Annotated in this window: 15 protein-coding genes; 11 read left to right on the top strand and 4 right to left on the bottom strand. The window is 49.0% G+C overall.

Features of this window, described 5'->3' with window-relative positions:
- Positions 1-334 precede the first annotated feature (334 nt).
- Positions 335-1261, top strand: a complete 927-nt coding sequence (locus tag NT073_RS28145; RefSeq protein WP_297380608.1) for a GIY-YIG nuclease family protein — start codon at positions 335-337, stop codon at positions 1259-1261.
- A gap of 35 nt (positions 1262-1296) precedes the next feature.
- On the opposite strand, the gene NT073_RS28140 is transcribed toward NT073_RS28145, so the two are convergent.
- Complete coding sequence (locus NT073_RS28140; RefSeq protein ID WP_297380605.1) at positions 1297-1677, bottom strand: DUF4359 domain-containing protein; 381 nt, start codon at positions 1675-1677, stop codon at positions 1297-1299.
- A 212-nt stretch (positions 1678-1889) separates the two neighbouring features.
- On the opposite strand from NT073_RS28140, the gene NT073_RS28135 reads away from it, so the two are divergent.
- A complete protein-coding gene (locus tag NT073_RS28135; RefSeq protein WP_297380603.1) occupies positions 1890-5144 on the top strand; it encodes a hypothetical protein in 3255 nt (1084 codons plus the stop codon).
- A gap of 53 nt (positions 5145-5197) precedes the next feature.
- On the top strand, positions 5198-5809 hold the full coding sequence (locus tag NT073_RS28130) for a hypothetical protein (RefSeq protein ID WP_297380602.1): 612 nt from the start codon (positions 5198-5200) through the stop codon (positions 5807-5809).
- 58 nt (positions 5810-5867) lie between these two features.
- Here NT073_RS28130 and NT073_RS28125 read toward each other — a convergent pair whose 3' ends face one another.
- The 3 genes from NT073_RS28125 to NT073_RS28115 all read right to left on the bottom strand — a co-directional run bounded on the left by NT073_RS28125 (position 5868) and on the right by NT073_RS28115 (position 8043).
- Positions 5868-6644 (bottom strand): antA/AntB antirepressor family protein, encoded by a 777-nt coding sequence (locus tag NT073_RS28125; protein ID WP_297380600.1) that lies wholly within the window; start codon positions 6642-6644, stop codon positions 5868-5870.
- A 3-nt stretch (positions 6645-6647) separates the two neighbouring features.
- Positions 6648-6917 (bottom strand): hypothetical protein, encoded by a 270-nt coding sequence (locus NT073_RS28120; RefSeq protein ID WP_297380597.1) that lies wholly within the window; start codon positions 6915-6917, stop codon positions 6648-6650.
- 442 nt (positions 6918-7359) lie between these two features.
- The gene (locus NT073_RS28115; RefSeq protein ID WP_297380594.1) at positions 7360-8043 is read right to left on the bottom strand and encodes a DUF4468 domain-containing protein; all 684 of its coding nucleotides are present in this window, start codon (positions 8041-8043) and stop codon (positions 7360-7362) included.
- 106 nt (positions 8044-8149) lie between these two features.
- Here NT073_RS28115 and NT073_RS28110 point away from each other — a divergent pair, with 106 nt between their 5' ends.
- From NT073_RS28110 to NT073_RS28075, 8 genes are all read left to right on the top strand, one after another.
- Positions 8150-9904, top strand: coding sequence for a hypothetical protein (locus NT073_RS28110; RefSeq protein ID WP_297380591.1), 1755 nt, complete (start codon positions 8150-8152; stop codon positions 9902-9904).
- A gap of 35 nt (positions 9905-9939) precedes the next feature.
- The gene (locus NT073_RS28105) at positions 9940-13377 is read left to right on the top strand and encodes a hypothetical protein (protein ID WP_297380588.1); all 3438 of its coding nucleotides are present in this window, start codon (positions 9940-9942) and stop codon (positions 13375-13377) included.
- Between the two features lie 34 nt (positions 13378-13411).
- On the top strand, positions 13412-13684 hold the full coding sequence (locus NT073_RS28100) for a hypothetical protein (RefSeq protein WP_297380585.1): 273 nt from the start codon (positions 13412-13414) through the stop codon (positions 13682-13684).
- A 51-nt stretch (positions 13685-13735) separates the two neighbouring features.
- Complete coding sequence (locus NT073_RS28095) at positions 13736-16084, top strand: hypothetical protein (RefSeq protein WP_297380583.1); 2349 nt, start codon at positions 13736-13738, stop codon at positions 16082-16084.
- 86 nt (positions 16085-16170) lie between these two features.
- On the top strand, positions 16171-18618 hold the full coding sequence (locus tag NT073_RS28090; RefSeq protein WP_297380582.1) for a fibronectin type III domain-containing protein: 2448 nt from the start codon (positions 16171-16173) through the stop codon (positions 18616-18618).
- An 8-nt stretch (positions 18619-18626) separates the two neighbouring features.
- Positions 18627-21875 carry a hypothetical protein gene (locus NT073_RS28085; protein ID WP_297380579.1) on the top strand — a complete coding sequence of 1083 codons (3249 nt, stop codon included), beginning with the start codon at positions 18627-18629 and terminating at the stop codon, positions 21873-21875.
- Between the two features lie 21 nt (positions 21876-21896).
- Positions 21897-23321, top strand: coding sequence for a hypothetical protein (locus NT073_RS28080; protein ID WP_297380576.1), 1425 nt, complete (start codon positions 21897-21899; stop codon positions 23319-23321).
- Positions 23321-26473, top strand: coding sequence for a hypothetical protein (locus tag NT073_RS28075; protein WP_297380573.1), 3153 nt, complete (start codon positions 23321-23323; stop codon positions 26471-26473). Before NT073_RS28080 ends, NT073_RS28075 begins: the two co-directional genes overlap by 1 nt.

The following is a 26473-nucleotide window of genomic DNA, read 5'->3' as shown; positions in this document are numbered from 1 at the left end:
CTGGAAGAGAGCGGTGTTTATTCGTGACCGATTTACCTGTCAGCATTGCGGAGCTAGGAACGGTCGAAAACGGGTTATTGAAGCTGACCACATTAAAAGCTTAGCTGTTCTCATTCGAGAGAATGACATCACAACGATAGCACAAGCTTTAATGTGTCCGGTTTTGTGGGACATTGCAAATGGTCGTTGTTTATGTCGCTCATGTCATGAATTGACTGATTCATATCCCATTCAATTAAGAAAAAAGGCAAAAATGTCTCGAAAAAAATCCGTACATCAATAATCAATAAGCGAGGTTAACTATAAAGTTAATCTCGCCTTTTTCTCATGTGTCATGAAAAATAAAATCAGTTCCGAGTATCGCAATGTAGCAGGTGTTTATCAAATTCTAAATATTGTAAACGGCAAGTGCTACATTGGATCAACCATTGATTTATACTCAAGATTTGTAGCTCACAAGTCAAAATTGAAAAGAAACAAGCATGCTAATATTTATTTACAATCAGCTTACAATAAATATCCTCCCGAGTGTTGGCAATTTAACATTCTAGTGGTCATAGAATTTCCCTTAAGTGATACCAAGTCAAATTTCCAGAGAAAGTTAATAGGATTTGAAAATGATATTATCCAAGCTCATAAAGCAAACAACAGGCAATATGGGTATAACTTGAGGGAGCAGGCAGGGACGAATAAAGGCTATTCAACTAATACTAAGCATTCGGATGATATTGTTCTTAAGATCGTCCAATTGATTGCTCAGGGCAAAACGAATAAGGCTGTTGCTGATATGCTTAATGTTACTAAGTCATTTGTATCTCAAGTAAAATCGGGACAATCTCGCAGTTACTTGACTGGTATAAAATACGTAATGAGGGGTAAGGCCAAGGGAGAGAGTTGTGGACATGCCAAAATAACGGAACAGGTAGCCAGAACTATCAAGCTCCTTATAGTCAAAGATTGGAAGACCTCGGAAATTGTCGAAACATTAGGTGTTAGCAAAGCAACCGTAAATGGAATAAGACTTGGCAGGGCTTGGCAATCGATTATATTGACTGATCTTGAAATAAGAGACTTTGTGCTGCCCGTGCGTTTAATTACCGCATTTGAAGCCTCTAAGCTTTCCGATGATTTAGTGAAAACAATAAAGCAATTGTTGTTAAAAGGGGAAACGCCCGCCAATATTAGTAAAAAGTTGCAGACAAGTAGAAGGAAGGTAAGTGAAATAAAGACTGGCAGAACTTACAAGCACATTCTTATTTAATTCATAAAAAAGTGGACTAATATTAGTCCACTTTTTTATGAATCTTTTTGTGTATCCTCTAAAGCCTCGTCTACCTTTGATGACAAGAAGACATTTCCTAAAATCCCCAATCCAATAACTTTGTCATTACCCTCATACGAGAACTTTGTTATTGAAAAAATTAAATAGTTGTCCCGTGTAATGGCTGTGTCGATAATCTTATCAACCACATAACCGCCAAATAGTGAGCCTATGCCTTGTCCTAGTTGGCTAAAAGAGTCACCTGAACTGGAAGTTGTTTCTTTTAACTTATGTTGCATAAAGGCGTTAATTTTAACCCTTACAGCCGATTTGTGTTCCTCCTCCCTAGGGTTAGTAAGGACTAAAACTAGAATCCCAAATAGGGATAATACCAAAATAAGTAAATGCTTACTCATATTACTTTGTAGATAGCAGTTAATAATACCTTACAATCATACACAAAAGCTCAGATAGGACAATAACGGTCACTATCCGTAAGTCAACTATTTTTTCTTTGGCGGTATAATTTTATGTAGGTACACATATTAGTTGAAATGAGAAGATTCAGCTTCTTGCCCATGCATGGTTTTGTCCGTATTATTGTTTGACTTTTAAACGGTAAAAAGTAATGGACAATACTGTTGTTACCCAAGTGCTCAATCTTGACTTATCGAACTTTGAGTCAAATATGGGTAAGGCGGCTCAAGAATGGGACCAGATAGGGGAAACAGCAAAAAAAGCTACCGCTAACAATCCATTTAAAGGCCAAGCTGATGACCTTAATAAAGTCAATACCCAGCTTAGGGCTGGCAGTGATCTGTTTAAGAAAATCACCGCCAACCCTAAAGTACTGCAAGGGGAGATTTCCCGTTTATCGTCAGAGCTAATCAAGTATGCCTCCACTCAGGATAAAGCCACAAAAGGAGGCAACTGGAAACAAACCGCTGATGAGATAGCCGGGGTAAAAGATAAGCTAAAGGAAACAAACTACCTGCTCGATCAAACGCCCAAAGCCGCCGACCGGGTAAAGGGTGGGTTTGATCGTATTGGTCAATCCATCAAGGCCGCTTTCACGCTAACGGGTATTCTGTTTCTTATTGATAAAATTATTGAGATCGGCAAAACGATTGTTGAGGTAACCGGCATCGGGCAACACTATCAAAACCAGTTTACGCGAATCTTCGAGGGCAACGCGGAGGCGGCGGAAGGGTACCTTGCTGTTCTTCAAAACACGGCTGATACAACTAACTTCACTTTTGACACCTTGGCTGACAACATTGCAAAGCTGGCAAGCCGGGGCATCATTCCGACCAAAAAAGAGCTACTTGGATTAGGTGACGTTGCCAACTTCATTAACAAAGATTTTGAGCAGCTAAACGAAGCTATTCTTGATGCCAATAATTCGGAGCGATGGAAGGAGCTAGGCTTCACGGTAAAGACACAAGGCAATAAGATGACTCTTGCCTATGGTGACTTCACGAAAACGGTTGACAACTCAGTTAAGGGGGCATACGAAGCGATTCAGGCTTTTTCCGCATTAGGGAAAGTGCAGGGGTCAACGATTGAAGCCGGTCAAAGCCTCAGCGGTAAGATTTCAACATTGACTGATTTAGTAGCAGGTTTCTTTCGCACCATCGGTCAGGGCAATACCGGTGTTTTGAATGACTTTGTTGACTTGCTAAGCAAAATTGTTCAAGGGGGTATTGACTTAGTGAAAACGTTGCAACCGGCTTTTAGTGGTTTGACGAAAGTGTTTGGTGAGGTGTTTACCTCTGTGGGTAGCCTGATAACTTCCCTGAACAGTTTAAATGGTGAAGGAGGTAATGTCGGCACCACGGCGCAAAAGATTGGCTACTACTTCAATAAATACGTCATTGATCCATTTGTACTGACAATCAATATTACCGCTCAACTCGTTGAGAGCTTCAACACCATTGTTATAGCGGGTCAACTTGTAGCCGCCAAGCTAGCAGGTAACAAAGGGCTTGCGTCTACCTTAAACGGCCAATTGATCGAATCCGGAAAACGGCTAAAGGAGTATCGAAATGAATTTGGCAAGACCCTTGACGACATGCGCGTTAGCATGGATAAATATGTTAGTCGGGACAATATGCGCCAACGCCGACAGGACCGGCGCGCACGCTTATCTACGGAGGCTTTCGAGGGCTTTACGCCAACAAAAACCGCCACCGCCACACCGTCAGATGCGGGCGCGAAAGTTAAGGCGGAGGAGCAGGCCCAGAAGGAGCGGGAAGATTTGGTAAAAAGTAAAACCAAGCTGGAGGATGAATTGCAGAAGCTGCAAGACACCTACGATAAACAACGGCTCGATAGTCTGGACAAATCCAGTAAAGAATATTTGCTATTGAAGCAACAGCAGGATTTGAAGGAAATTGAGCAAACCCGCGCTCACTTAATCAAGCTAGGTCAGGAGTTAACTGGCTATTATGCCGTTAACCGAAAGACAGGCAAACGCGAAAAGGTTGATAATTTAGCTTACAAATTACCACAATCGACCGAAGCTATTTTTGATAGCATGCGGGCGCAGTCATCCCCAGACCTTTATCAGAACGATACGGATAAATTAACCAGTTCAATTAAGGCAGACTTTTCAGAGAAACTAGCTAAGGAGAACTTAAGCCGCCAACAGAAGTACGCTGATTTGGAGTTGCAGATGCGTAAAGATGCCTTAGCGGAAACGGAAAAGTTAACCCGTCAGGCAGGAGAATCCGAGCAGGACTTTGAACAGCGTCGCACCGAAGCCCTGTTAAAAATTCGCCTTGACTACTACAGGCAATTACTCGCTTTAGCGGAGAAGGATCCGTTTACCGATCCTTCTACAGTTCAGGGATTCAAAGAAACGATTCAGCAATTACAGGGAGAATTAAAGTCTGTTAAGGAGAAAGGGAAAACCGGCCCCCAAAATATTTTTGAGCTATTGAATATAACCTTCAAAGATTCATCAGGTAAAGATGTTAGCGATGAGGTAAAACAGCAACTTGTTGAGGCTGGCAATATGGCAATAAACACCGCTAATCAGATATTGGATGCCCAAATTGCCAACGATCAAGCTCGAATTTCTTCTATCGACGCTCAACTACAAGCTAAACAAAACGAAGTAGCTGTAGAGCTTGAATTATCAAAACAGGGTTTGGCCAATAATTTAGCCTTAAAGAAGCAGGAGCAAGCTGCTCTACAAGCCGAGCGCAAAAAAGCAGTTGAGGCTCAACGCCGTGATCAAACCATTCAAATAGCCCTAAATACCGTACTGCAAGAATCAGAAATGGCATTAGCCTTAGCGAAAACCATTAGAACATTTGCAGACTACCCGCCCCCCTTTGGCCTTATTTTAGCAGGTGTACAAATTGCGGGTATGCTGGCATTATTAGCCTCATCAATAAGCCAAGTGCATTCACTCCCTAAATACCATGATGGGGATGAGGTTACGCATGACACCGCCCGCGCCCGCACCACCAGCGGCGGCCGTAAAGCGGATGAAGTGGATGCCCGGTTGCAGATAGGTGAAGGAGTTATTCGGAAGGAGTCTTACCAGCCGAATAAGCAAACGCTTACGAAAATCAATAAGTTGGGTAGGCGAATTGAAACTAGCGACTTGGCCTATCTACTTGATGGTACCGGGGTTGATTTGCCAGAAGGTGTTCGGGAGCGAGATCTACTATTGATACACAATTACAATGAATCCCGGTCCACGAGTCCGGATTATGAATTGCACCGACGGGTCGATGGGTTAACCAACCGGCTCGATACCCTGATTGATGAAACCCGAAAGGGTAACAAAGGGAGTACCATCACTCAACTCCCTGATGGCCGGATCCGTGAGGTCGATGAGAATGGAAACGTCACGGTTTACCGTCGCACTTAACTAGCGTTCGTTGTTTTTAAATAGATGGTTTAACGAGTTTAACTTTTACAAGTATGGCCACAAATAGTGCTTTGCTTTATTGCCCATCGGAGTACAATGACTGTAATCCGACAATGCCTGAAATACCCGTAGCCGGTTGCCGTAAAATTGGCGTGGACCTCTTTGACACGGTATTGATTACGGAATCCGGAGCCCCCGGTTTTACGACAGCGGAATGGGCAACAGATGCGGCTCTGACTACCGCCCTGGTTGCCCGGTTAGCGCAGACCGGCGAAAAAACAGTTGAAGGTTACACAGGCAATGCCGCCATCCGCAAATGGGAGGTATTTGATGCCACCAAGCCCGGTGTTGAGCCTGAGTTTGTGACAGCCTTCGGTGGATTGCAGTTCGCCAAGAAAACCAACAAGTCGATTGAATTTGTTGATTACGACAACTCAATTACCAACCACCAGTGGCATATTGAAATGAACTGTCTGAAGATCATTAAATTTTTGCCCCTTGCCGGTTCGTTCTTGTATGGTCCTAAAGAATTTGTCGTTGGCTCATTCTCCAGCTGGCATGGCATTGTCAACAACACGGACACCCCGACTGAAGGTTGGACGGGTCGGATCACATGGGGTTCGGTTTTGGAATTGCCAAAGCGTGTACGCCCTGCAATCCTGTAATTATCCAGTAGTTTAAAAAGAAAGGCCGGGTTTTAATCCGGCCTTTCTTTTTTTTGTACTATTCCTCAATGTACTCCAGTTCGGCAACCACTAGTGAATAGAGTTTTTCTAGGTGCCCATACCGTTCAATGGCATCCAGGTAACTTTCTCCGCTACCCCTCCGCAAACGCCGAATGTCAATACCAAACACCTGTTGCATTCGCTTATAGAGATAATTATAGGTTTCCTGTTGTTCGGCATTGTATATGCCGCAGTACTCGTTCACCTTTCGGCTGATCGACTGTCGCAAACTTGCTTTGGTTTTTGACTCATGCGGCCGCGTAGGTTCGGCGGGGCGGGGTAATCGTCGATTCGCAGTTATTTCCTCCACATCGGCACGAAGCTGATTCAATTGCTGCTGCTGACTGGCGAGTAGTTGCGTTGTCTGAGTTGCTAACTGGATAAGCATTTGCTCAGAGGATAGTTGAGCCGGTTGGCTCACCACCTGACGTAAAGCCTTCTCCGCTTCAATAAAGTACTGCCTTGCCTGTTTGCCTTTGTCGTTCCGCTCGACCATCGACAGCTCCTTGGCCATGTCAAGGGTGAGGGCGTAGTCGGTTGCAGTTCTACCAGCATTACTATTTTTCATAGTTTTATGAAAAATAGATTCATCGTCGCTTTCTAAAGTTTTAGAAAGCGACACATAGTCTTCTCCCTCACGAAAGCCGTACCGGATGATTCGGTTTTTTATCCAGTCGGAAAACTGCTGCTTTACTTCTAAGAATGCATACAATTCACGGGCTGACACAACCTCCGAACCTTGTTCGTTGGTTGTTATGCGGATTAGCTCGTTCATGGCTTACTCATTTTTGAGTAGATCAGACAAAAAATCATCCAGCATCTCATAGAGATAAACATTGTCTTCCGCGCTACCGGGATTGGCAGTAACGGGCGCATCACTGTGCAGAACGTGATTGAGGAACCAGGCCCGAAGCATGAGCCTGGCTTTGTGGGTGTTGTCCTTTTGGCTGAAATGATCAACCAGTTGATCAGAAAGGATAATGGAGGATTCGGGCGCAACTTGTGCGCGGCCAGTTCCGGTTGACTGGCTTGTCTTGCATTGTAACATGATAACTTAGCAGTTATTACCCTACACAGCCTTGGGCATTGGAAACGAAAAAGCGGTACGCTGTACTACCTGCTGCTAAGTTACCGTTACCGGACGACTGCTTATGCCATTACAACACAAGCACAGGGTACAGCGCACCGCCAATTATGGCTGAGGCCGAATGTATAGGCACAAAAAAAGCCCTACAAAAAATTGTGGGCGGCTGACGCCGACCGGTACTCGTAACTTAGCATTTCAAAGGTCGCAAGTGTTTTCGAGACTTCCAAACTGCTAGATTTTCTCATTGCCGGGCGCAAAACTAGCTATCAATCAAATGATTACAAAGTCTACCTTTTTGTTTTATTTGAGCGGCTCTATTTGACTTTTAAACGGTAAAATATGGGCATAAACAATCAAAAGATTACAATTCTCACTCAAAAAATTTTTGAAAAAAAAATAGAATCTACCAATCTTTCTCCTTTTTACTCATTGATGACTCAAAGTCAGACAACAAGTCAGACACCCGTTTATAAAGAGCTGCATCAATGTTTCTGTCGGTATATAAATAAACGGGAGCATTTCGTCTAGCCCAGCCCTTGCCCACCATTGGCATTTCGTCTAATTTTTTCTCTTCAACTTGCAAAGCGATTTCATTGGAAGGGGGTGTGGGTACATAACTAATGCGTTCCGACTGAATAATGCGACCCGACGTACCAGCATAATCAGGCTTTTTAGTCTGCAACCCATCAATGGTTATTCTAACCCGATTTGATTTTGCCTCAATGGTTACGGTATGGAAAACCTGAAGCGTTTTGGTTATCTTGTTGAGCAGCATATACTGCATTTCGGCATACTCAAGCACAAAAAGTCCTTGCACAACCATGATGCCATTAGATGGGTCGTATTGTTGGACAACATCATTAGCAGATCGGTAGGTTTTTGTTACCCAATTACGAGCGCGACTGATCGTGCTTGACACGGAGCTATCGCCAGGGATCTGAATAATTCGCCTGAATTGAACCATTCCCGTTGTTGAATCAATCGGAATTGGTGAGGCTGGTGGAACATTGACATATTTCTGTGCCTGCGTCAATGTTGTACTAAGCAACAGAGCGGCTAGTGCGAATAAAAGGTATATATGCTTCATAGGGCGCGATTTAATCATTAAGCCGTAAACCCCAAAATCGGGATTTGTCAAGCCTACATTTTTGATGTATTATTGTTTGACTTTTAAACGGTAAAATAGAAAGATTGTGCCCATTCCTTTACTCACCTACACGGTTAACGGAACAACGACAAAAGCCCATCCCTTGACTCAGGGACTTGGTAACGTCAGCCTGATTACCGAGTTAGAAGATGGTCAGCAATTTTTCCGTACTAAGTGGCAGGGTGAAATCAGGTTTGTTGGTGATGACTTTAAATTATTCTGGGATCTGGCCAAGCAGACCTGCTGCCAACAGGTATTCGTTAGTCTGTATCGGTCCTGTTCAGGGGCAACGCCCTGGAAAGGTGTATTCAACCTATCCGACTTAAAGTTTGATGTCGATGCCTGCATGGCAACGCTTCCCAATCCGCCCAAACCTGACGACGGGTACCAAACGCTGTTAGAAAACTGGTCGAAAACGGTCAACTGGCTAAAAACTGAGCCTGTACAAACCATTTATAGCGCGAACAAACAGGCCTTATACCGCCGAGCCCGACGCCTGACGCATGTGTTGGCAAATCTGGTTTCTCAGTCGTTGGCAGATACCTCCGCCGCTTCTATCATTCCGGACGCTGGATCCCCTACCCTTTCTGTTTTCCTTACTGCAACGACCAACCCGGTAACGCGCCGTGCCAATACATGGAAAAACGCATTGTGCATTCAGGCATCCGAAGTTGCCGCTCCCGGTGATCCCAAAGCACCGGCGCCAACCTATGGCTTTGCCAGAGTGGCGGAACTAACGCTTAAAGAGGTCGTAGAGGATTTAATAGAGCTAACCTGTTTATATCCGTTTCTCGATCCGGATACGGGCAAGTTACGCTGGGAGCATATAAGCTACTTTCCCGCTTTAACCTACGATTCCCCGACTCAAGGCTTATCGTTACCGGACACGGACCCTGTCTGGGATGGCAATCGGACGGTTAAAACCAATACCGAAGCCCTGTATGGTTTATACCGCCTGACCATCGAACCCAACGTGGCCATTGGTACCAACCATACCATTGACTTACTCGGGACCAACATCTTTGCCACCACGCCTGATTTTGGCGTATCAACCATTGAGTTTACCGATGCTTGTGTTGCCCGGCTGCCAGGTGAGCAGCCCCTTGCCAAAGAGCGAACCGTAAAACGTATTGCCACCGATATCGGCGGGGCTCAGGCGTGGGATGATACGATTGACAAAGCGAATTGGCTGTTTATCGTCGAAAACCCAACACCCGATGGCGGAGGGGTGCCGGTGATCGCCTCCGGCCTGACGGAAATGGCGAACGGCTACTTCGAAAACGGAAATTTTTCCGCAACCTCCCTTGTCCGTGACTTTCATCGGCACAATCAGCCCTTTTCGGCTGGAGTAATGAACAAGCATACGGCACTCTTGCCAAAAGGCTACCGGCGCGGCATGAAATCGGTTGCTCACGTCCGCACAATCGGCACCATCACGATACCCTACTGTTGCACAGACAACCCCATTTCAATTACCGAAACTATTGAAACGTGGCTTGGCGCTGATGGGCACCTGGTCAAAGCAACATTGGATGTGGCAGCCGAATTGCTGACGCTGGAGATCAGTCATCCGGGGCCGTGCCAGGTACCCAAAGTTGATCTCCCATTCGATCCGGATGAGAATCCATCCACTTGCCCACCAGCGGGCGAATTCATTCGTGAGGTGTACGAGTATCAATATTTCCCAGGCCAATCCGCAGCGACTGGAGCGCAACCGTGCGCCGTCAATTGGGGCAACTACTACACCGATGGCAAGTGCGGCGAATATTCTACAAACGATGTAATTTCTAATGGTTGCTAATGGCACAGGAAAAGATAAGTTTTAACTCATCACTGATGAGTCTGCCTTTGCAGACAGACAAAAACCGGTTGGCCCGGTGTGATTGCCGGGAAGATCGGCAGGTTTGGGATGTTGACAGCCGGGTTTTAGTTGAGCTACCTCAGCGTTGGCAGCCGGGTTTATTCTTCATCCGGAAGGCAGATGCCGACTCAGCCAAATTCGTCATCAAGGTTTATGATGCCACCAATAATACAGTGGCCAAAACATTTGCCTCCGCCCAGCTGAGTGGCGTCAAGGTGTACCGACAGAGCATCTGGGATACGGTTGTTGTTCCGGCAACTACGAACCTGACAAACGACTTACCCGTTGGCGTATATTACCTAACGGTCGCTGGATTGGTGTCGGAGCCCTTCCGGGTGGTTAACTACACCAATGGTGATCATATTCCGCCAATTGGTCATCTGCTGTTTGAGTTAAGTAATGCCGCACAATTGGCACAGGTACCCTATGAAACGGGTTACAAACAGATTTTCGGTTTGCCGGGAGAGTTATGCGCAGGTGAGGCCAAGAACTACACCGAAGCCGATAAGTCCGAGCGGTTTGGCGACAAAATAACCTATTCCCGCCAGTACCGGGTTTGGACGATCGATTATCCTGAAGTATCTGAGCCGTTGGCCGGCCTGCTCAAAAGCCTGGAGCTACTTGACCGCGTTGTGATCACAGATGCGCGTAAAAGCCTAACTGTGGAAGGTAGTCGAATCAAAACGACCATCAAGGCCGATAGTTGCTGCACACTCAGTGTGTCCCTGTCGTTTGAGGAAACGATTTCAGAATGGGGTACCTGTTCAACTCCTGAACTATCGGAAAAAACAGGATTGAGCCTAGCGGATATTGGCTACACGGATCCGGCCGATACGGACCCCACCGCCTCCCCGTATGTACCGCCGATCGCAGAGCCGCCCGCTGGAGTCGATACTACCGTACCTATCGCCGGAACGATTATAGAGCAGTCGGAAGCGGTCACCGATTGCGGTGATCCCTTCATTGATATCAACAGTGGTTTACGCTACAAGGCAATGACCACCATTGCCCGCGCGAATGGTAGCGGAGGCGTTATTAATGAATTTCTGTTTTCTGATCCATGCACACTTGACCCCGCAACTGTACCTGTTCCAACGATTCCCGGATTGCTGAAAGGTGTAATGCTGAGGGCCGGGCAATCCATCAATCATTTACTCATTCCGCAAGGCCTATTTGGTGCCGCACCTGGCCGGCTACAAGAACCAGAAATCACGGTGCAGAATCTGCCTAATGGTGTCACCTACTCAGGAGGTAGGCTAGGCGGAACACCTACCGAGTCAGGCGAAACAACCGCTGTTGCCGTAGTCGCTCAACCCGGTGGGGGCTCTATTAACGTGCCCTTTAGCGTTTCTGTCGCTCCTGCTGCACCGACATTGCTTGATACCAATCTGGCTGTCTCAACCGCCTATAATGCGCAAACCAGGATGTTGACGGTAGTGATTGAGGCCCCGTTTAAACCTGAAGCAAAGGTGATTGGCACCGGTTGGCAGGGTGTCGATTTCATTGAACCCTATCCCAATGACCAAACTGATGTTTTCCGATTCGACTTCACGGAGGTCACTAAATCGGGTCAGCTTAAGATTCGGCAAATGGGTAATCCAAACGTATCGATAAGCCTCCCTGTCAACATCGTTGCAAGCAATCAGTATGCTACGACGCCCTTTGATCTGTACCTCGATTACAACGCCTTGACCCATGTTCTGACAGTGAATCTAATCAGTTTGACTAAACCTGAATTTAAGCTCGTCGGTACCGGTTGGGCGGGTACGGACTTTATAGGAGCCGGAACCAACGGCGAGCCAAACAGCTATTCGTATGCCTTTCCGGGTGTACTTTCATCAGGCCGTCTTTACATCCGAAACACAGGCGAAAGCGGTGATGGCGCTTCGGTACCGGTGGAGATCTGCGATTGTGAGCCAACGTGTGGATCGGATTCCTCCCTACCTCCGCTTGAAAAAGCCGGTGACCCGACAACCGCCGATGTAGGAACAGGATTAACCCGTATTATCACCAATACGACCACAAACAAAACCGAACTGGTCTTTAATCGGAATGGTGTTTTACTGTGCGTAGCCTTCAATGAGTGCGGGACGGTGGTTACCCCTCAACCGGTCATGAGCTACAGTTTCCGAGCTTTCGAGCATTTTGAGTTTAAGCCTAAAGCAGTTCCGGAAACCCCACAAATCGCCCGTATTGATGCGAATGTTTGCCCACGCTTGACGGGCTGGATGTATGGCGGCAAAGCCAGAATCGAACGGGATGGCGTAGTGGTCGCTTACGTCGATACCGACATTTCGCGCCCTGACGTAGTAGCTTATCTAGCCGAACAGGGTATCATCGCATCAACCGATAAATTGGGCTTTGCTTACTATAAATCGACAGCGGAGTCAAGTGGAACCCATACATGGCGGGTATTCGTAGGCAGTAGCAATGTGGAGGCTTCTACCGACGTAGGGGCACCGTCTACCATCACTTGTGAAACAACCGAACAGACCGGCAACCCCGCTCCCCAGCTTATCAACCCGACGGGCAATTGGAAAATTACGGCCTTCGACGGGACTCCCAAAGTATTGGCGGCAAACCAGTTCGCTGATAATGCAGGAGACACCGGAGAATTGCGGGCACTCTATTACTATAGCCCGTTCAACGCCTACATGAACCTGCCGAGCTGGCTGGTTTTCGATCCTGTTACCCGCACTTTCGCCCAGCCACCAGCCGGAACACCCAACCAGACCCTTACCATACGGGTCGTTTACGTCGATAGTGCCGGACAGTCGATTGATGATGAGTTCGAGTTAGAGATTGCCGTACCCGCCACCCAGACGCCAACCACGGTCGGTTCCGCAGCCATCAACATTGTAATGGTTAATGCCGCCGAATGCAGCATTATCCTGACAACGCCAGGCTTTGCCGAGAGTGGGGCGGGAGCCTTTGCGGTCGCTGACAAGAGCCGCCGGTTCATCGGGGGTAATGATGTGGATAATTCGCTTGCACTAGGCAGTTCAGGCTACACCACAACCAGTGGAGTTGGCTACTTTTCATTTGGGTTTGGCATTAACCTGTTTCGCTCCCGCTACCCATCGGCTACAGTTGCCGCTTTCGATGTCTATGTGCATCCCAACAGCACGGTAGATCGGATTGTGAACCGGCTCAACAGCAGCTACCAGGTATCGTCGGGTATCCAGAAAAAAGCACTGTCCAACGGCTTCGACTACGAATACGCCAACCCTCAATCGGCGGTAGCGGAATTCTGGGGCTATGACGCGGGAAATGGGACGGGTCAGCGCAACACGACCAACAATTTGCACACCGAATTCACCATTTCGGGCGGTGCTAAGAAAAAGATCGGCACGGTCACGATCAACCTGAGTACCGGCGTGACCCAGTTTCAGCCTATTACACCCGGATCGTGAGTCTCCCTATCCGCTTCAATCAATCCAACAATATATGGCGTATTTCAAAGCAGTATTCGATACCAAAGCTGACGGGGTGCTTACGGGCAGTGTTGATGTCATCATCAGCTATGACGGCACGCAGTACACCTGCGCCCAGATAGAGGCATATCTGGCATCACTCACCGATGAGCAGAGGCTAGTTTGGCGCAACCAGAGTCTGACGGAGCCACCCCCGCCCCCATCGGGCTACAAAGCACAGGCCCGCGATTGCAGCACCCAGCAATTCGATGTGACCGTAACCACGGATAACAGCGGGGCACCGTAGCAGGGCACCAGCCTAAGCAAATCTAACGAGTAAACCAATGAACACAAATCCATGAAAAACCTGCTCACGCTAGTTCTAGCGCTCTTCTCGCTTGCGTCTTTCGGCCAAACGACCCTCAAAACAGCGGTTATTGCCCCCGCACCGGGCAAAACGGGATCTGCCTACACGGTCCAGTATACTCGCAACTGGTCAACCTATCCGGCCACGACCAGCGGCCTGAACTCACTGACCACCGCCATTGCGTCGGGGTCACTCAACCTCACAGTCGTTTCATCGGGTTGCGTTATTGCAGCGGGTACCCGGCCACCGACCAGCCCACCGGTTTGCTCTGACGTTCCCGCCTGGCTCACCGCCCTGCAATGGAAACACGACGGAACGACGATGTCTATTCAGGCGAATAGCAATGTAGAAACGATCGCTTTCAACACCGTCCCGGCCAGCAATTTCACCGCCAGCAACCCAGACGGCGTTCAGATTCTGTCCGGCGTAGATTATGGCTATGGACAAGTAAGTAACGGCAATTACACCCGCCAGTGGCAAATCAATAAAGCCCCGACGACCTTTGCACTGACGCTCAAGAACGGGTCGGGGAGCAGCTATACCAGCAACTTTACCGCCAGCGTAAACAATACTTTTACTGCGCTGATAGGCACCGCCACAAATCCCGGTGGCGCTGGCGATTCGAGGCCCTTTTGCGCAGGCGGCCCTACGGTTGTTGGGCTAACGGTCAATTCAGCTAGTTCGCTATCGGTCCAGTACAACGGAACGAGTCTTACCAGCATTGATTGGAAAATTGAACAAAGTGGCTCCGTTGTCCGCTCAGGAAATTCGGGTACGTTAACGACCAGTACGTTTGGCATTAGCTTAGGTACCGCTTTGCCCGATGGCAGCTATACCCTTGTTTTAGACGGCACGGTTTGTAAGACGACAGATCCAACAGCTGCCCGGCGCGCATTTACGGTTAGTACGGGAACTACTCCTGTCATAACCAGTGCAGCAAACCTGCCCTCGTGGGAAACCTTCGACTACCAGCCAATAACGACAAACACGACCTGGACAGAGTTCGACAGCCGGGTTGATAAGTTCGGCAAACAGGTAGGCGAACAAGCCAGCTTAGAATTAAACGGTATAACCGTACGGGTACGAAAACGACACGGCGGGGCACCTACGCACATTTCACGGCCGGGCGGCTCAAACATGATAAATATTCATGATTTGGGCACGATGAATGGTTACGCGCTCTATCGGGGCGGCTTGATTAGTCCGAACCCTTCGGCGGTAATCAATACACAATGGGCGCAACCACCTTCGGGCGGTGTCGGAAATGACCCCATCCAGCACGGCGACGTTTATGATAATCCGTCTGAAATTCTGGCATACGGTCGTAATGCAACAACGATCTATACGAAAACGGCCATGAAAAATTGGGCCGTTCAGAATGAAACGACGGACGCTATAATGGAGCAATGGGTAAAGGCTGACCCGGTTGCTGATTACGTCGTACACGTTTACACAAAGGTTACGTACAACCGCACCGACGATAAAAATTTCTATGAATTTGAAGCCCAAGAATATCCTTGCGTATATACGGGGGCGGCATACCGGCGTTTGCGGTACGTTGACGCAAACGGCAATCTAAACCAGCTAGAAAATCAGGCGGGTCAGTTTGACTTGAATATCCGCAAACCCTGGGTCGCACTCGAAAATGTATACGACAATACCAAGGCAATCGGTCTATGGTCGCCGGGTATGTACCTCTCAACACAGTGGCAGAAGAGTGTGGAGGATGGAGCTGACGAGTTTTCCAACGGCGCAGGTTACACCGCCAACCGGGCTTTCATCCAAGCAGCCTGGAACGACGTTTGGTACGGTCATCATGCCTTCATCGTGGGTGACGCCAATAAAATTCGCACCTGGGCAGAAGCCCAGCCCGATCCCCGAAATAAGATCAGCTGGAAGTTCAACGAAAGAAACGGCATCGGGCATTTTGGGATCAAAAACGGAGTGACCAGTGGTTTCCCAACGCCGAATACGGGCGTGGAAATTACCAAGACGACTTCGCAGAACGAGTTCTACATCAAATGGCCCTACATGGCTGTGCCCGCTACGGGGATTAGTAAGCTGTATATGTACTATAAGGCCACCGGGCCGTCAACCAACCGGGTCTTACGCTTTCAGAAATCTGGTCAGCAGGAGATCGACGCACAGCAGGCCAATCAGGAAGTACAATTCCAAACCATCAATGATAACACCTGGCGGACCGCCGAAATCAACGTGGGCAGCAACGGAGGCTGGAACAATACGATCAGTTTGCTCAAACTCCTCGACGCCAATCAGCCCGAAGGGGCGAAGATTACCATCGGCTGGTTCAATACCAGCAACACCGACCCCGAGCCATAGCTACTGATTATCACCATTCCTCATCCATGAGGAATGGCTTTTTCTCTTACCATTTTTCACTTAAGTCCAATTCGTAAATCAAGTTTATGAAACACGTTCAGATTCTGTTATTGCTTCTTATGGGGGCAATAACTGCCCAAGGGCAAGTCACAGATCCTAATCCCATCCGAATTTACCGGTTTGCTGATCAGGTATCCATTGCCGACAGCAACGGCAACAATGGGCAGGCGTATGCCTTCAGTAACGTTACAGTTCGCTCGATTAACAATTTGCTTCGAGTTACGATTGTTGGGCAGGCGGGCAAGTACTATAAGCCTTCGCAGTTTCGTAATGTGTCGGGTGTACCCTATGGCTCTACGGCTGATGCCGCTTATTTGGCTTATCTGCTGGCAACGCCATCGGGCGGTGGAGGAGGTGGAGGCAGCACGGTTGTTATTGCGGATGCCTCGCAGATCAATACAGGCACATTAGCGGAGGAACGTTTACCGGCTACCGTTGTCAAAACCGGGGGTACTTACTCGAATCCGACCTTTATTAACGCGTTGGACCCATCCCGGATTTCCCAGAACAGTTTAAACCGGTTTACGAGTGATGCGGAAAAGGAGGCATGGAATAACAAACAAGCTCAACTCGTTTCGGGGAGCAATATCAAAACGATCAACGGAGCGTCTATACTTGGATCCGGTGATTTGGCCATTGCTGGAGGTAGCGGCTCGGTAACGACCAGTGCCACTTCGCTCACAGCAGGCACACTTGACGATGCAAGGTTGTCAGCCAATGTGGTCAAGACGAGCGGTGTGTATTCGAATCCCGGATGGATAACCGCATTCGATCCGACACGAATTACGCAAACAAGCCTGTACCGGTTTGTGAGTGACAATGAGAAACTAGCCTGGAATAACAAACAGGATGCGTTGGGTTTTGTGCCGTTCAACAATGCAGATGCACTTAATGTCACCTTTACCGGCGCGGGTCAATTGACCTCACGTATAGGTAACAACGTGACCGTCACTATTCCCGGTGGAAGTTCCGTTATAGTTGATCCGTCGCTGAATAGTTCGTCGTCCAATGCCGTCGCCAACTCGGCGGTCGCATCGGCCATCAATACCTTGACAAACGGTCTATCGACAGCCAACACCAATATTGCCAACAATACGTCAGCTATTTCGACGGCCAATAACAATATTGCCAACAACACCACGGCAATCACAACAGCCAATACAAACATTGCTACCAATGCAGCAGGGCTAACCACAGCAGGTACGAATATCAGCACTAATACGGCAGCCATCACAGCCCTCAACGCCACCGTTGCCAGTTTACAGGCAGCAGTAGCGGCTGTATCGGGAACGTTTACCATTGCCGCTCCAGCGCTCACAGCTAGTAATGTTACCAATACTTCTTTGCTTCTAAGCTGGCCAGCCTCAACGAGTGCGACCTCCTATACAATCGAATCGGCAACCAATAGCGGATTTACTACAGGCCTGACCACACTAACGGTTACCTCCGCTTTGAGTTACGCCGTCACAGGCCTGGCTATGGGTACTACGTATTGGTTCAGGATCCGGGCAGCTGGAGGAGCGGGTACCTCACCATCCGCGTATGGCACAACCTCAGCAACAACCAGCAGTACACTTCCAGTACTGGCAACGCCTACCGGGTTGATTGCCTCAGCGATTAGCAGTAGTGCGGTTGGTGTTTCGTGGACAGCCTCCAGCAATGCAACCAGCTACACGCTTCGTTATTCGACCAGTAGCAGCATGGCCGGTGCCACCAGCGTGACCACCTCCGCCACCAGCTATACGATAGCTGGCTTAAGCTCATCGACACCTTACTATTTTGATGTTTCCGCAAGTGCATCCGGCTATACGAGCAGTGCGGCTACTGCCACTGTTACGGCTACCACACAGGCAGAAACCTCTTACACGGTGACCCGGATCGTTCGTGGTCAGAATATGCAGAGTACGTTCTCAGTACCGGTAACGTCGCCATTCAACCAGCTCAAGCCAACCGCGACGCAGGCTACCACTTCGACCCTGGGTTACACCTCGCAGAGTCTGCTGACCGAAACGGGTACAGCCTCAGGCATTACGCTTAGCATTACGGCTCCGTTCGCGCAGGTATCGGGTTCGCTGAGTGGCACGGCTGTCGCTAATTCGCTGTACCCACTGGATGTCTACAAGGGCGGATGGATGGTGACCGCTTCGACTCCGGCGCAGGTCACCTTCAACAACCTCGACGCAACGAAGAAATATCGGCTCCTGCTCTATGCCGTTTCACAGACCTCAACGGGTAGTACGGCCTTTACGGTAGGCGGCGTGACGAAAGAAAAAGTCGTGAACAACAACTTCGGTGTCGCTCAAGGCAATGAACTCGACCCGTCCGGTGCATTGATTGAGTTCAAAAACCTCGTGCCTGATGGTAGTAATGTCATTACACTAGGTATCACCCGAGGCGGCACAGTTGGTGTTGGCTCGGCTTCTGTACCCTGGAACACATGGGTACTTGAAGAATATACCGGAACAAGACCTTAACCCACCCTATGAAAAAACTTATTTTTCTCCTGCTCCTGATTGTAGTTCAGGGGCAGGCCCAAAGCCTGAGACTACCTTGGCGCATGTCGGGTACAAGCTCATCGACCGTGACCGAACCGGTCGCTAATACAAACATCGTCAGTCTGACAATTACGTATGCCAGTGCGCCAACCTCACCCACTGCCACATTTGCGCCGTTGAAGTATAATAAGCAAGCATGGTTTCAGTACGAGCGTGATGACCTGTTGTCATCGACGTGGACTGACTATCAGTTTTTCCAGTCCAAAACGCACACTGACGGCGCAGGCAACAACGTCAACTGGCGTGGTAGTGCTGTAGTAAATGCCAGGTCTAATTTCAATAATGGGGATTTGTGGGGCATTTCCGGAAAACTTACGGCGGCCCAAATTGCTACCATGGTGAAGGATGGAAAATGGGGTGTATTAAACCATGGTTATTACCACGATACGCCAACCACGAATAATTTCTATCCGCCTGCCAGCGATACGTATTCACAGGCAGGTTGGGATCTGGCACAAAACCAGAAGTTTGTTTTTGACAAATTGAAAGCAGAAGGCGTCGAATACGCCATGAGGGGGGTAGTGCTACCATCGGCCTGGCCGGGTTTCGTCAGGGCGGCAGATTCTTTACAGTACCTGGGCATCACCACAACGGCGGCACGCGACGGCTACACAGGTTACCCAACGAATACAGCGCTCAACACAAGCAACAACGGGGGTAATTTCCTGAATGAAGAAACACTGCCTGCAAATGGAACAACCTTGTTTGGGAATACCGGCTTTGTGCAGTACACACGCAACCTTCAGGATTCTTGGAATGCTGGTACAGTAAGTACGTTGAAGGCTCAGTTTGCTGATCTGATGGCCAAAAGTAATGCCAGCAAACACCTGGGCATGCGACTTGGAACGCACTTAGGTACGTATCCGGAAATGAGCGACTTTTTCAACTATGCCGACTCTCTTGCCGCTGATCGGGTCTGGTTTGTGGGCATGACCGAGCAACTTGAATACCAGGAAGTAAAACGGCTCACGCAGAAAAGCCAGTCCGTTTCAGGCAATACCATGGTTGTTAGTCTTGATATCAGCTCGGTACCAGTCGTGAACCGATTCCGGGATATGAGTTTACTGGCCACTGGTGGTACGATTGCCAGCGTGACGGCGAGTGGCGCCCATGACCGGATGACGTACAATCCGACTACCGGTTTGATCAATATTTTTTGGGAGAAAAAGACCGTCGACAATCCGGATCTGTTGTCAGCGGGCTCAACATTGGCCATTGTGGGTCCTGATTCAGTAGCAGAAGGAAGTTCAGGTACGTACCGGGTAATTTCTACCGCTCCATCGGGATCAACGTCCGATCTGACAACCTCCGCCACGTTTACGGCAAGCCGTGGGGCGGCATCGGGCTTGACAATTACGCAAGGGCCCTCAATTGTGCTGGACAATGCAACGAATGGAATCAAAGGTGACGATCGAATCACGACACTTTCTGCCAGTTTTAACGGGAAAACCATTACGCGCGAAATCGTCTTGGCAGACGCCACGGTGACGGCAACCAAATTTGTTCCCCGTATGGTGACCACCGCTGATATCGCCAAATTTCCTCAAATGAAATTAGGCGACTATCTTGTTGGAGGTGCAAATTTCGTTTCAGGCGATCACTCGATTCAAATCCGGACGAGTCAGAAAAACGCGCCAACCCTCGCCCCAAACTCCACCGTTTGGCTGAAGGGAGCGGATTACGTGAATGTGGTAATCCAGCTGGACTCCTCTCGAACAACTGATACGCAAGCGCCGATCCGGATCAAGAACTACGATGGTCAGGTCAAAGTACTGAACACATTCCAAATTCTGGGGGCACAGGGTCTACTAATCTCGGGTCGATACGATCCGGCAACAGGAGATGGCGATTCTGATTATAGGGGCCATGAAGGTAACTACGGTGTGCGGTCAGGACGGTATGGTATTTACCTCAGCAACCGGTGGACGGACAGCACGAAAAACGGTTTGGCGATGGATGGTGGTTGCTGGCGGGTGGAAAGCGAATTTACAGAGATTGATCGCGGCTATTTCGCCGGGGTATTCTGCAACACCAAAAACTACGATATGCGCATCACCGGCAGTACGGCGTGTCTCCCTTATCGCCGGATGAAATTCCACGACATGTACATACATGACACGGAGTCGGAGGGCATGTATCTCGGCAACACGGGCAGCGGTACCTGGGCAAAATTCGATTCGCTGGAAATCTACAATAACGTCATAGTAAGAACGGGATCGGAGGCTATCCAGACCGGACAGCTTCACAGAGGGACCAAAATTTACAACAACGTCACGCTGGCCAATATTGACGAGGAGGACCCGTTTAAGGAATTTCAAGACAATAATAAACAGGATGATTGGCGGGAAGGTGGCCAAGTGGTTGAGAAGAACATCTTCATCCGGGGCGGTGAGAAATTCCTGAATGCCTTGTCGCAGACCTCCGATGTGGCTGGCCACGTTACCACGTCTGCCGACACAATCATCTACCGCAAAAATGCGTGGCTGAATAACTCCGGACTCTACGAAACGTACTTCAACAGCACTACTGGAGGGACTCCCATACCGAATCTAACCATAAAATTCGCGGGAAACTGGTTTGGTCATAACCGACTTACGTACACTCGGATTTACCCCTCAAAGCAGAGAGAAGCCTACATCATGAAGTTTGATGTGAAGGGGGCGAACACGAAAATTCTGGTACAAAATAACACCTTCGATGGCTCCTCTCCAGTGACCTCGTGGGTGTCAAACAGCAATCCGGGCACCGCTACGGTGATCGAGTCAGGCAATACGCTAACAGGTACCGTCCCATACGCCGAGTTTAAAAATTTCATGGGGCTCGGCAACGACTATGATTATACCAAAATTCTGACCTGGACCGATAAGATTGGTAACAGTTCGCTGTTTCCCGCAAGTGGTAGCGCCAAAGGCACATTGGTAACGGTGCCGGTAGGTGAGATACGGATGTGGCATGGCGTTGTCTATGAATCAAAAGCAGCTAATAACACTGCCATCAAACCCGGTTCGGCTGCCAACTGGCGCGACTATTGGAATGTACTGTATTACGATCGCTCTACAGGTGCATTAGTACGCAATCCTACCAGCTTAAGAAACCTATCAAGTACACCGCCTGACGAAATGAAGCAGCGACCCGGCTCCCCGTTCGAGCAGCAGGGACTTGGCACATCTTACTAACTCAATTCTAATTCAACGATAATGAAACACGTTCAGATTCTGTTTTTGCTCCTTTTTGGGGCATTGTCTGCCAAGGCACAAGTTCCAGACCCCTACCCTATCCGGATCTATCGGTTTGCTGACCAGGTGTCAATTGCGGATAGCAATGGAAACAACGGGCAGGCCTATGCTTATAGCAATGTCACAGTTCGATCAATCAACAATTTGTTACGTGTGACCATCGTTGGTCAGGCCGGTAAATACTACCGGCCTGCTCAGTTTCGCAATGTTTCCGGAGTGCCATACGGGTCTACGGCCGATGCCGCTTACCTGGCTTACTTACTGGCAACGCCCGCCTCCAGCGGCGGAGGGGGCGGATCCGGAACTGTAATAGCTGATGCAAGCCAAATCAATACAGGCATATTACCCGAGGAGCGGTTACCATCTACCGTTATAAAAACCAGTGTTACTTACTCCAATCCGAGTTGGTTGATAAATATTGATCCTTCCAAAATTGCGGAGAGTTCCACTAAGCGGTTTGTCCCGGATTCAAAAATCACTCAGTGGGATAGCTATTCCACCACAAAACAGTCGGTTATTACCAACCAGGTTGATATTACCCCGCGCAATGTCAACGTAAACGGTACGCTGACCGCACCTACGCCCGTAACCGGCACGGCCAGTAATGTAGTGGCGACCACTAAGTTTACCTATGATGAGGTTATGCGCCTGCTACGTGATACGTTGTTGGCTCAGTACAAGCCGCTATTTGATGCCAATCAATTTGTAACTGTTGACACCATTATCAGCGGTACAAAGATTTCTTTTATTCGCATCAAGCCCGGCTTACTGACGGGTACTGCCTCAGCGACGGCAACCAGTGGCACAGTGGTAACCGGAAGGGTGGCCCTGACTTTCACCGACGCGGGTGTTGCGGCTCCGATCGTCGCAGTCGATAGCTCCAGTGCCCCCCTTAGATACTACAAAGGGGGTAGTCTAGTCGATTGGGATAGCGGTCCGAATAGCGGAGTTTCAACAACCAGGCTACCCGCAGGTACTGAAGGCTATCTGGAAATGCGCTATTTCCCGATGCAGGATTTTGCCGCTATTGGATTCAACACATCGGGCGTAAAGACCGAGCAGAACCTAAGCCGATATCAGGCGGGCATCTACGTCAACAGTTCAGGCAAGATTGCTACCGTTGTTCAGGGCCGGGCATCGCTGGAAGTTGCCTCGACATTTACCGCAGCATCGGGCAGTTACATAAGGCTTCGACGGACAACAACGGGTACGTTCAATGTAGAATACTCCACAGACGGAACAACCTACAATACGATTTTGACGGATATCCGTTCAACGGTCCCATCTGTTACGCCGATCACAAGCGAGCTGTATGGTGGTATTGCGATCCACTTTAACGGACGCGTTTACATGCCCTCCTCATCTAACAATTTCGTGACCTATTAATGAAGAACCTGCTAATTCTATTTGTATCCCTGCTCAACCTGACCTCGTTTGGTCAGGTTGGGTTGCCGCTTAGTAAGCCGGATCCAAGAGTTCCCACGGTTGGGGCTCCGCTTAGTAAGCCACCTACAGCGGCTCAGTCAAACGTAGTCATCACGGCTCCGCTATCAAAACCGGTAAGTGTTACCGTCAATGGTGCCTTTACCTTGGCCACCGCTGCCAGGGCAAGTTTAGGCGCTTATAAGGTTGTCGGAGCTGATACCATTCTGGTGCGTACGTTGTACTCCGCCGTTACGACCCAGCCGGGCACGTTTACGGCGACGTGGGACGGTAAAGATGACTATGGAAATGATGTTGAGCCGGGTCAAAACTATGTGCTGCAACTGGAGAGTAATAACAACCAGTACAGTTGGATGGGGGTGCTGGGCAATACATCATTCAATCTGTCGAACCCGAATCAAATGCACAAAGGGTTTCGCCGGATTTACACGATGTACCGGGTAGGATCCCGCATGTATTATGGAATAGGATACGCCGAAGGGCATCCCTCACAGGGGTATTACGATATTAGTAACCCGCAGGTACGAAACGACTTTTTCAGGGATGGCAAAACCGGACAGTCAACCATCCTGATGGTTTCAGATGGCGTTCGTATGTATAACTTCGGGTATGATGTATTGACCGATTGGCGTAAAGAAAACTGGATTTTTGCGTTCACGGTAGCCGATAATAAAGAGTACATTTTTACCGGTGGGGGTAGTATCTACAAAACGGCAAAGGGTCAGGATCATGGGGAAACCTACAATTCTGCTCTGTTCGTGTCGGACACGGTTGGGATGCCCAACAACACCAGCCTGTTCAAAGGTGGGGCGGTGCAGAAAAACGGCAACTACCTGTTTGCCGCCCTGGGGGCTAACAAAAACCTGATTCGGGTTTGGCACAAAACGACCGGTGCCCCTATTCGAGATATTGCGTTTTCGTCGGTGGGCGCCATGTGTGTTGACGTGACCAATGACAACCTGCTTTGGGCCGTAACCAATGGTGTACTGAGACAATTCACCATCAACGCGGATGGCTCATTGACGGCTACAGGGCTCACCATTCCGTACCTGGGCAAGCCTATGGCCATGGGCATATCGCCTGATGGCAGCACGTTGACGGTATGTGATGGAGATACCGCTCAGAAGGTTAAGCACTATTCCACCTCGACGGCCACGCTCATCGCTTCGCAGGGCCTCAAAGGCGGTTATCAGAACGATCCAAACGTAACGACCAATAAGTTTTATTTCGATGATCCGGTTGGCGTTATCAACGATACGTATGTGGCCTATGAAGCCAACGGCAGCTATTGGATAGGCGACAATGGCAACTTCCGGGCCATGCACTTTGCGGCTAATCGGACGTACATCGAGCCAATCTCGTATTTGGAAAACACCTATACGACAGGGGTTGACAAGAACGATCCCAGCCGGTTGTTCGGTCAGTGGCTGGAATTCGCCGTGACAGATTATGACAATCCGGCTACAGCCTGGACGCTCGTACGAAACTACCGGGCTACGGTACCGACTCAATATTTTGAGAACGAGTTTAACCGGCTGCAGAACGTTTTTCAGGTTCATCTATTTGAGCAGGTAGCAACGGTTAACGGCCACACGTATGCCCTTATTCAGCGGTTTACTGATAAGTTTTACGCGGTAGTGGAATTAATGCCCAATGCCCCGTTGAGGTTTACCGGCATCTATCTGGGCGTTTCGCTTCAGGGGAATAAGAACGTCGATGCATGGGTCATTCTGAAAGACGGTAGCCTGGCGGTTCAACGCTCGGTACTGAATGGCAACGGGGCAACCTCAACGTTTGTGCGTAAGCAGTTCTTAGGCATTGACGGCAACAACAACCCGGTTTGGGGGGCGGAATCTACCCTGCAATCCGTGGCCCTGACGGCCAATGATGCGTTCCCCGTCTATGGCGGGTCAGAACCATTCGCGCAGACCACAAATGGTACTGTGATCACCTTCAACAGTAGTTTGTTTAATCCGGTTACGGGAGCTGGTTTGGGCTATCACCTGAGCGGCATTAAGAACAACAAAGTTATTTGGGGTACTCACATGGCGACGAACCGTAACTATGTTGGTCCATACCCGACCGATGGCGCTTATGACATCGGCAACAATGTAAACTATGGAGGTGGCAACGTTCAGACCGTTGGCAATGATATCTACGCGAACTACCACGGTGAGAACTGGCAGGGTGGCCAGGTCAACAAACAGGGCCACTGGTCGAACATTGGGTTGCTGCAGGGAAGTTTCGGCGTTACGCAGGCTGAATCGCAAGACGACCCGGTAACGAATAGAGGGATGGCCGGCAATGTATTTGCCATTACCGGTGTACAGGGTTCGAATGGAAACCAATACCTTGTTCATGGTGAGGAGTACGGCTGGTCAGGCCTGCACCTTTGGAAAATCGTGAAGCGTGATAACAAACGGCAGGTTGTCACGGCAACGGTAAGTTTGGCTCCGGATCCGCGGGGTGTTCCACTCTTTGGCGGTTTACCCAAGAACTCAATACTCGCTAATGGCACGGCTGGTTTGGTTCGATCACCAGCAGCTGACGATGGCGAATATACTGTCAGGACCAACGCACTGAGCTATTCTAAGGTAACAGCACCGGACTTCTATTTTCAGAACAATAATGCCGCAGGAGACAAGTTTGCCACCGTTCCTTTCAATAGCCAAACCGGTTTAACAAGTTGGAAGGTGTCGTTTACGCTACAGGCAACGAGGTACTATCCGAGCGTAGGCGAGTATGGCCAGGCCGGTAGCGGTGGAGGATACATCCGGATACTGGATAACGCCGGTAAGACGCTGGTACAGTACTTTCAGAAAATCAGCGGTAGTAACGTTGTTATGGGCTTTAATGGCGTCACGGCCTATTCCAAAGCGGGCAACTCTGTTCCGGCTTACGTACCTATTACCATCACAGCATCGGGCACTAATTTAATTTGCTCGTATGGCAGTTATGGCAGCGTTACGGTACCAAAATATGACGCTACAGCAACGCTAACAAGTCCGGCATCCATACAGGTGTTTAGCTGGGTTAACGGCAGTAATACGGGCAGGATATATGGATTACTTGATGGGTGGTTTAAAGCTAACTAG

Origin of the sequence: Spirosoma sp. (assembly GCF_026391055.1) — a bacterium.
GTDB lineage: Bacteria > Bacteroidota > Bacteroidia > Cytophagales > Spirosomataceae > Spirosoma.
The sequence above is the reverse complement of the archived record's forward strand: the minus strand, read 5'-3'. Positions and strand labels throughout refer to the sequence as shown.

Bases quoted from the DNA above. Each gene is read 5' to 3' on its own strand.
- NT073_RS28145 (WP_297380608.1), top strand. From the start codon at position 335: ATGAAAAATAAAATCAGTTCCGAGTATCGCAATGTAGCAGGTGTTTAT.
- NT073_RS28140 (WP_297380605.1), bottom strand. From the start codon at position 1,677: ATGAGTAAGCATTTACTTATTTTGGTATTATCCCTATTTGGGATTCTA.
- NT073_RS28135 (WP_297380603.1), top strand. From the start codon at position 1,890: ATGGACAATACTGTTGTTACCCAAGTGCTCAATCTTGACTTATCGAAC.
- NT073_RS28130 (WP_297380602.1), top strand. From the start codon at position 5,198: ATGGCCACAAATAGTGCTTTGCTTTATTGCCCATCGGAGTACAATGAC.
- NT073_RS28125 (WP_297380600.1), bottom strand. From the start codon at position 6,644: ATGAACGAGCTAATCCGCATAACAACCAACGAACAAGGTTCGGAGGTT.
- NT073_RS28120 (WP_297380597.1), bottom strand. From the start codon at position 6,917: ATGTTACAATGCAAGACAAGCCAGTCAACCGGAACTGGCCGCGCACAA.
- NT073_RS28115 (WP_297380594.1), bottom strand. From the start codon at position 8,043: ATGAAGCATATATACCTTTTATTCGCACTAGCCGCTCTGTTGCTTAGT.
- NT073_RS28105 (WP_297380588.1), top strand. From the start codon at position 9,940: ATGAGTCTGCCTTTGCAGACAGACAAAAACCGGTTGGCCCGGTGTGAT.
- NT073_RS28100 (WP_297380585.1), top strand. From the start codon at position 13,412: ATGGCGTATTTCAAAGCAGTATTCGATACCAAAGCTGACGGGGTGCTT.
- NT073_RS28095 (WP_297380583.1), top strand. From the start codon at position 13,736: ATGAAAAACCTGCTCACGCTAGTTCTAGCGCTCTTCTCGCTTGCGTCT.
- NT073_RS28090 (WP_297380582.1), top strand. From the start codon at position 16,171: ATGAAACACGTTCAGATTCTGTTATTGCTTCTTATGGGGGCAATAACT.
- NT073_RS28085 (WP_297380579.1), top strand. From the start codon at position 18,627: ATGAAAAAACTTATTTTTCTCCTGCTCCTGATTGTAGTTCAGGGGCAG.
- NT073_RS28080 (WP_297380576.1), top strand. From the start codon at position 21,897: ATGAAACACGTTCAGATTCTGTTTTTGCTCCTTTTTGGGGCATTGTCT.
- NT073_RS28075 (WP_297380573.1), top strand. From the start codon at position 23,321: ATGAAGAACCTGCTAATTCTATTTGTATCCCTGCTCAACCTGACCTCG.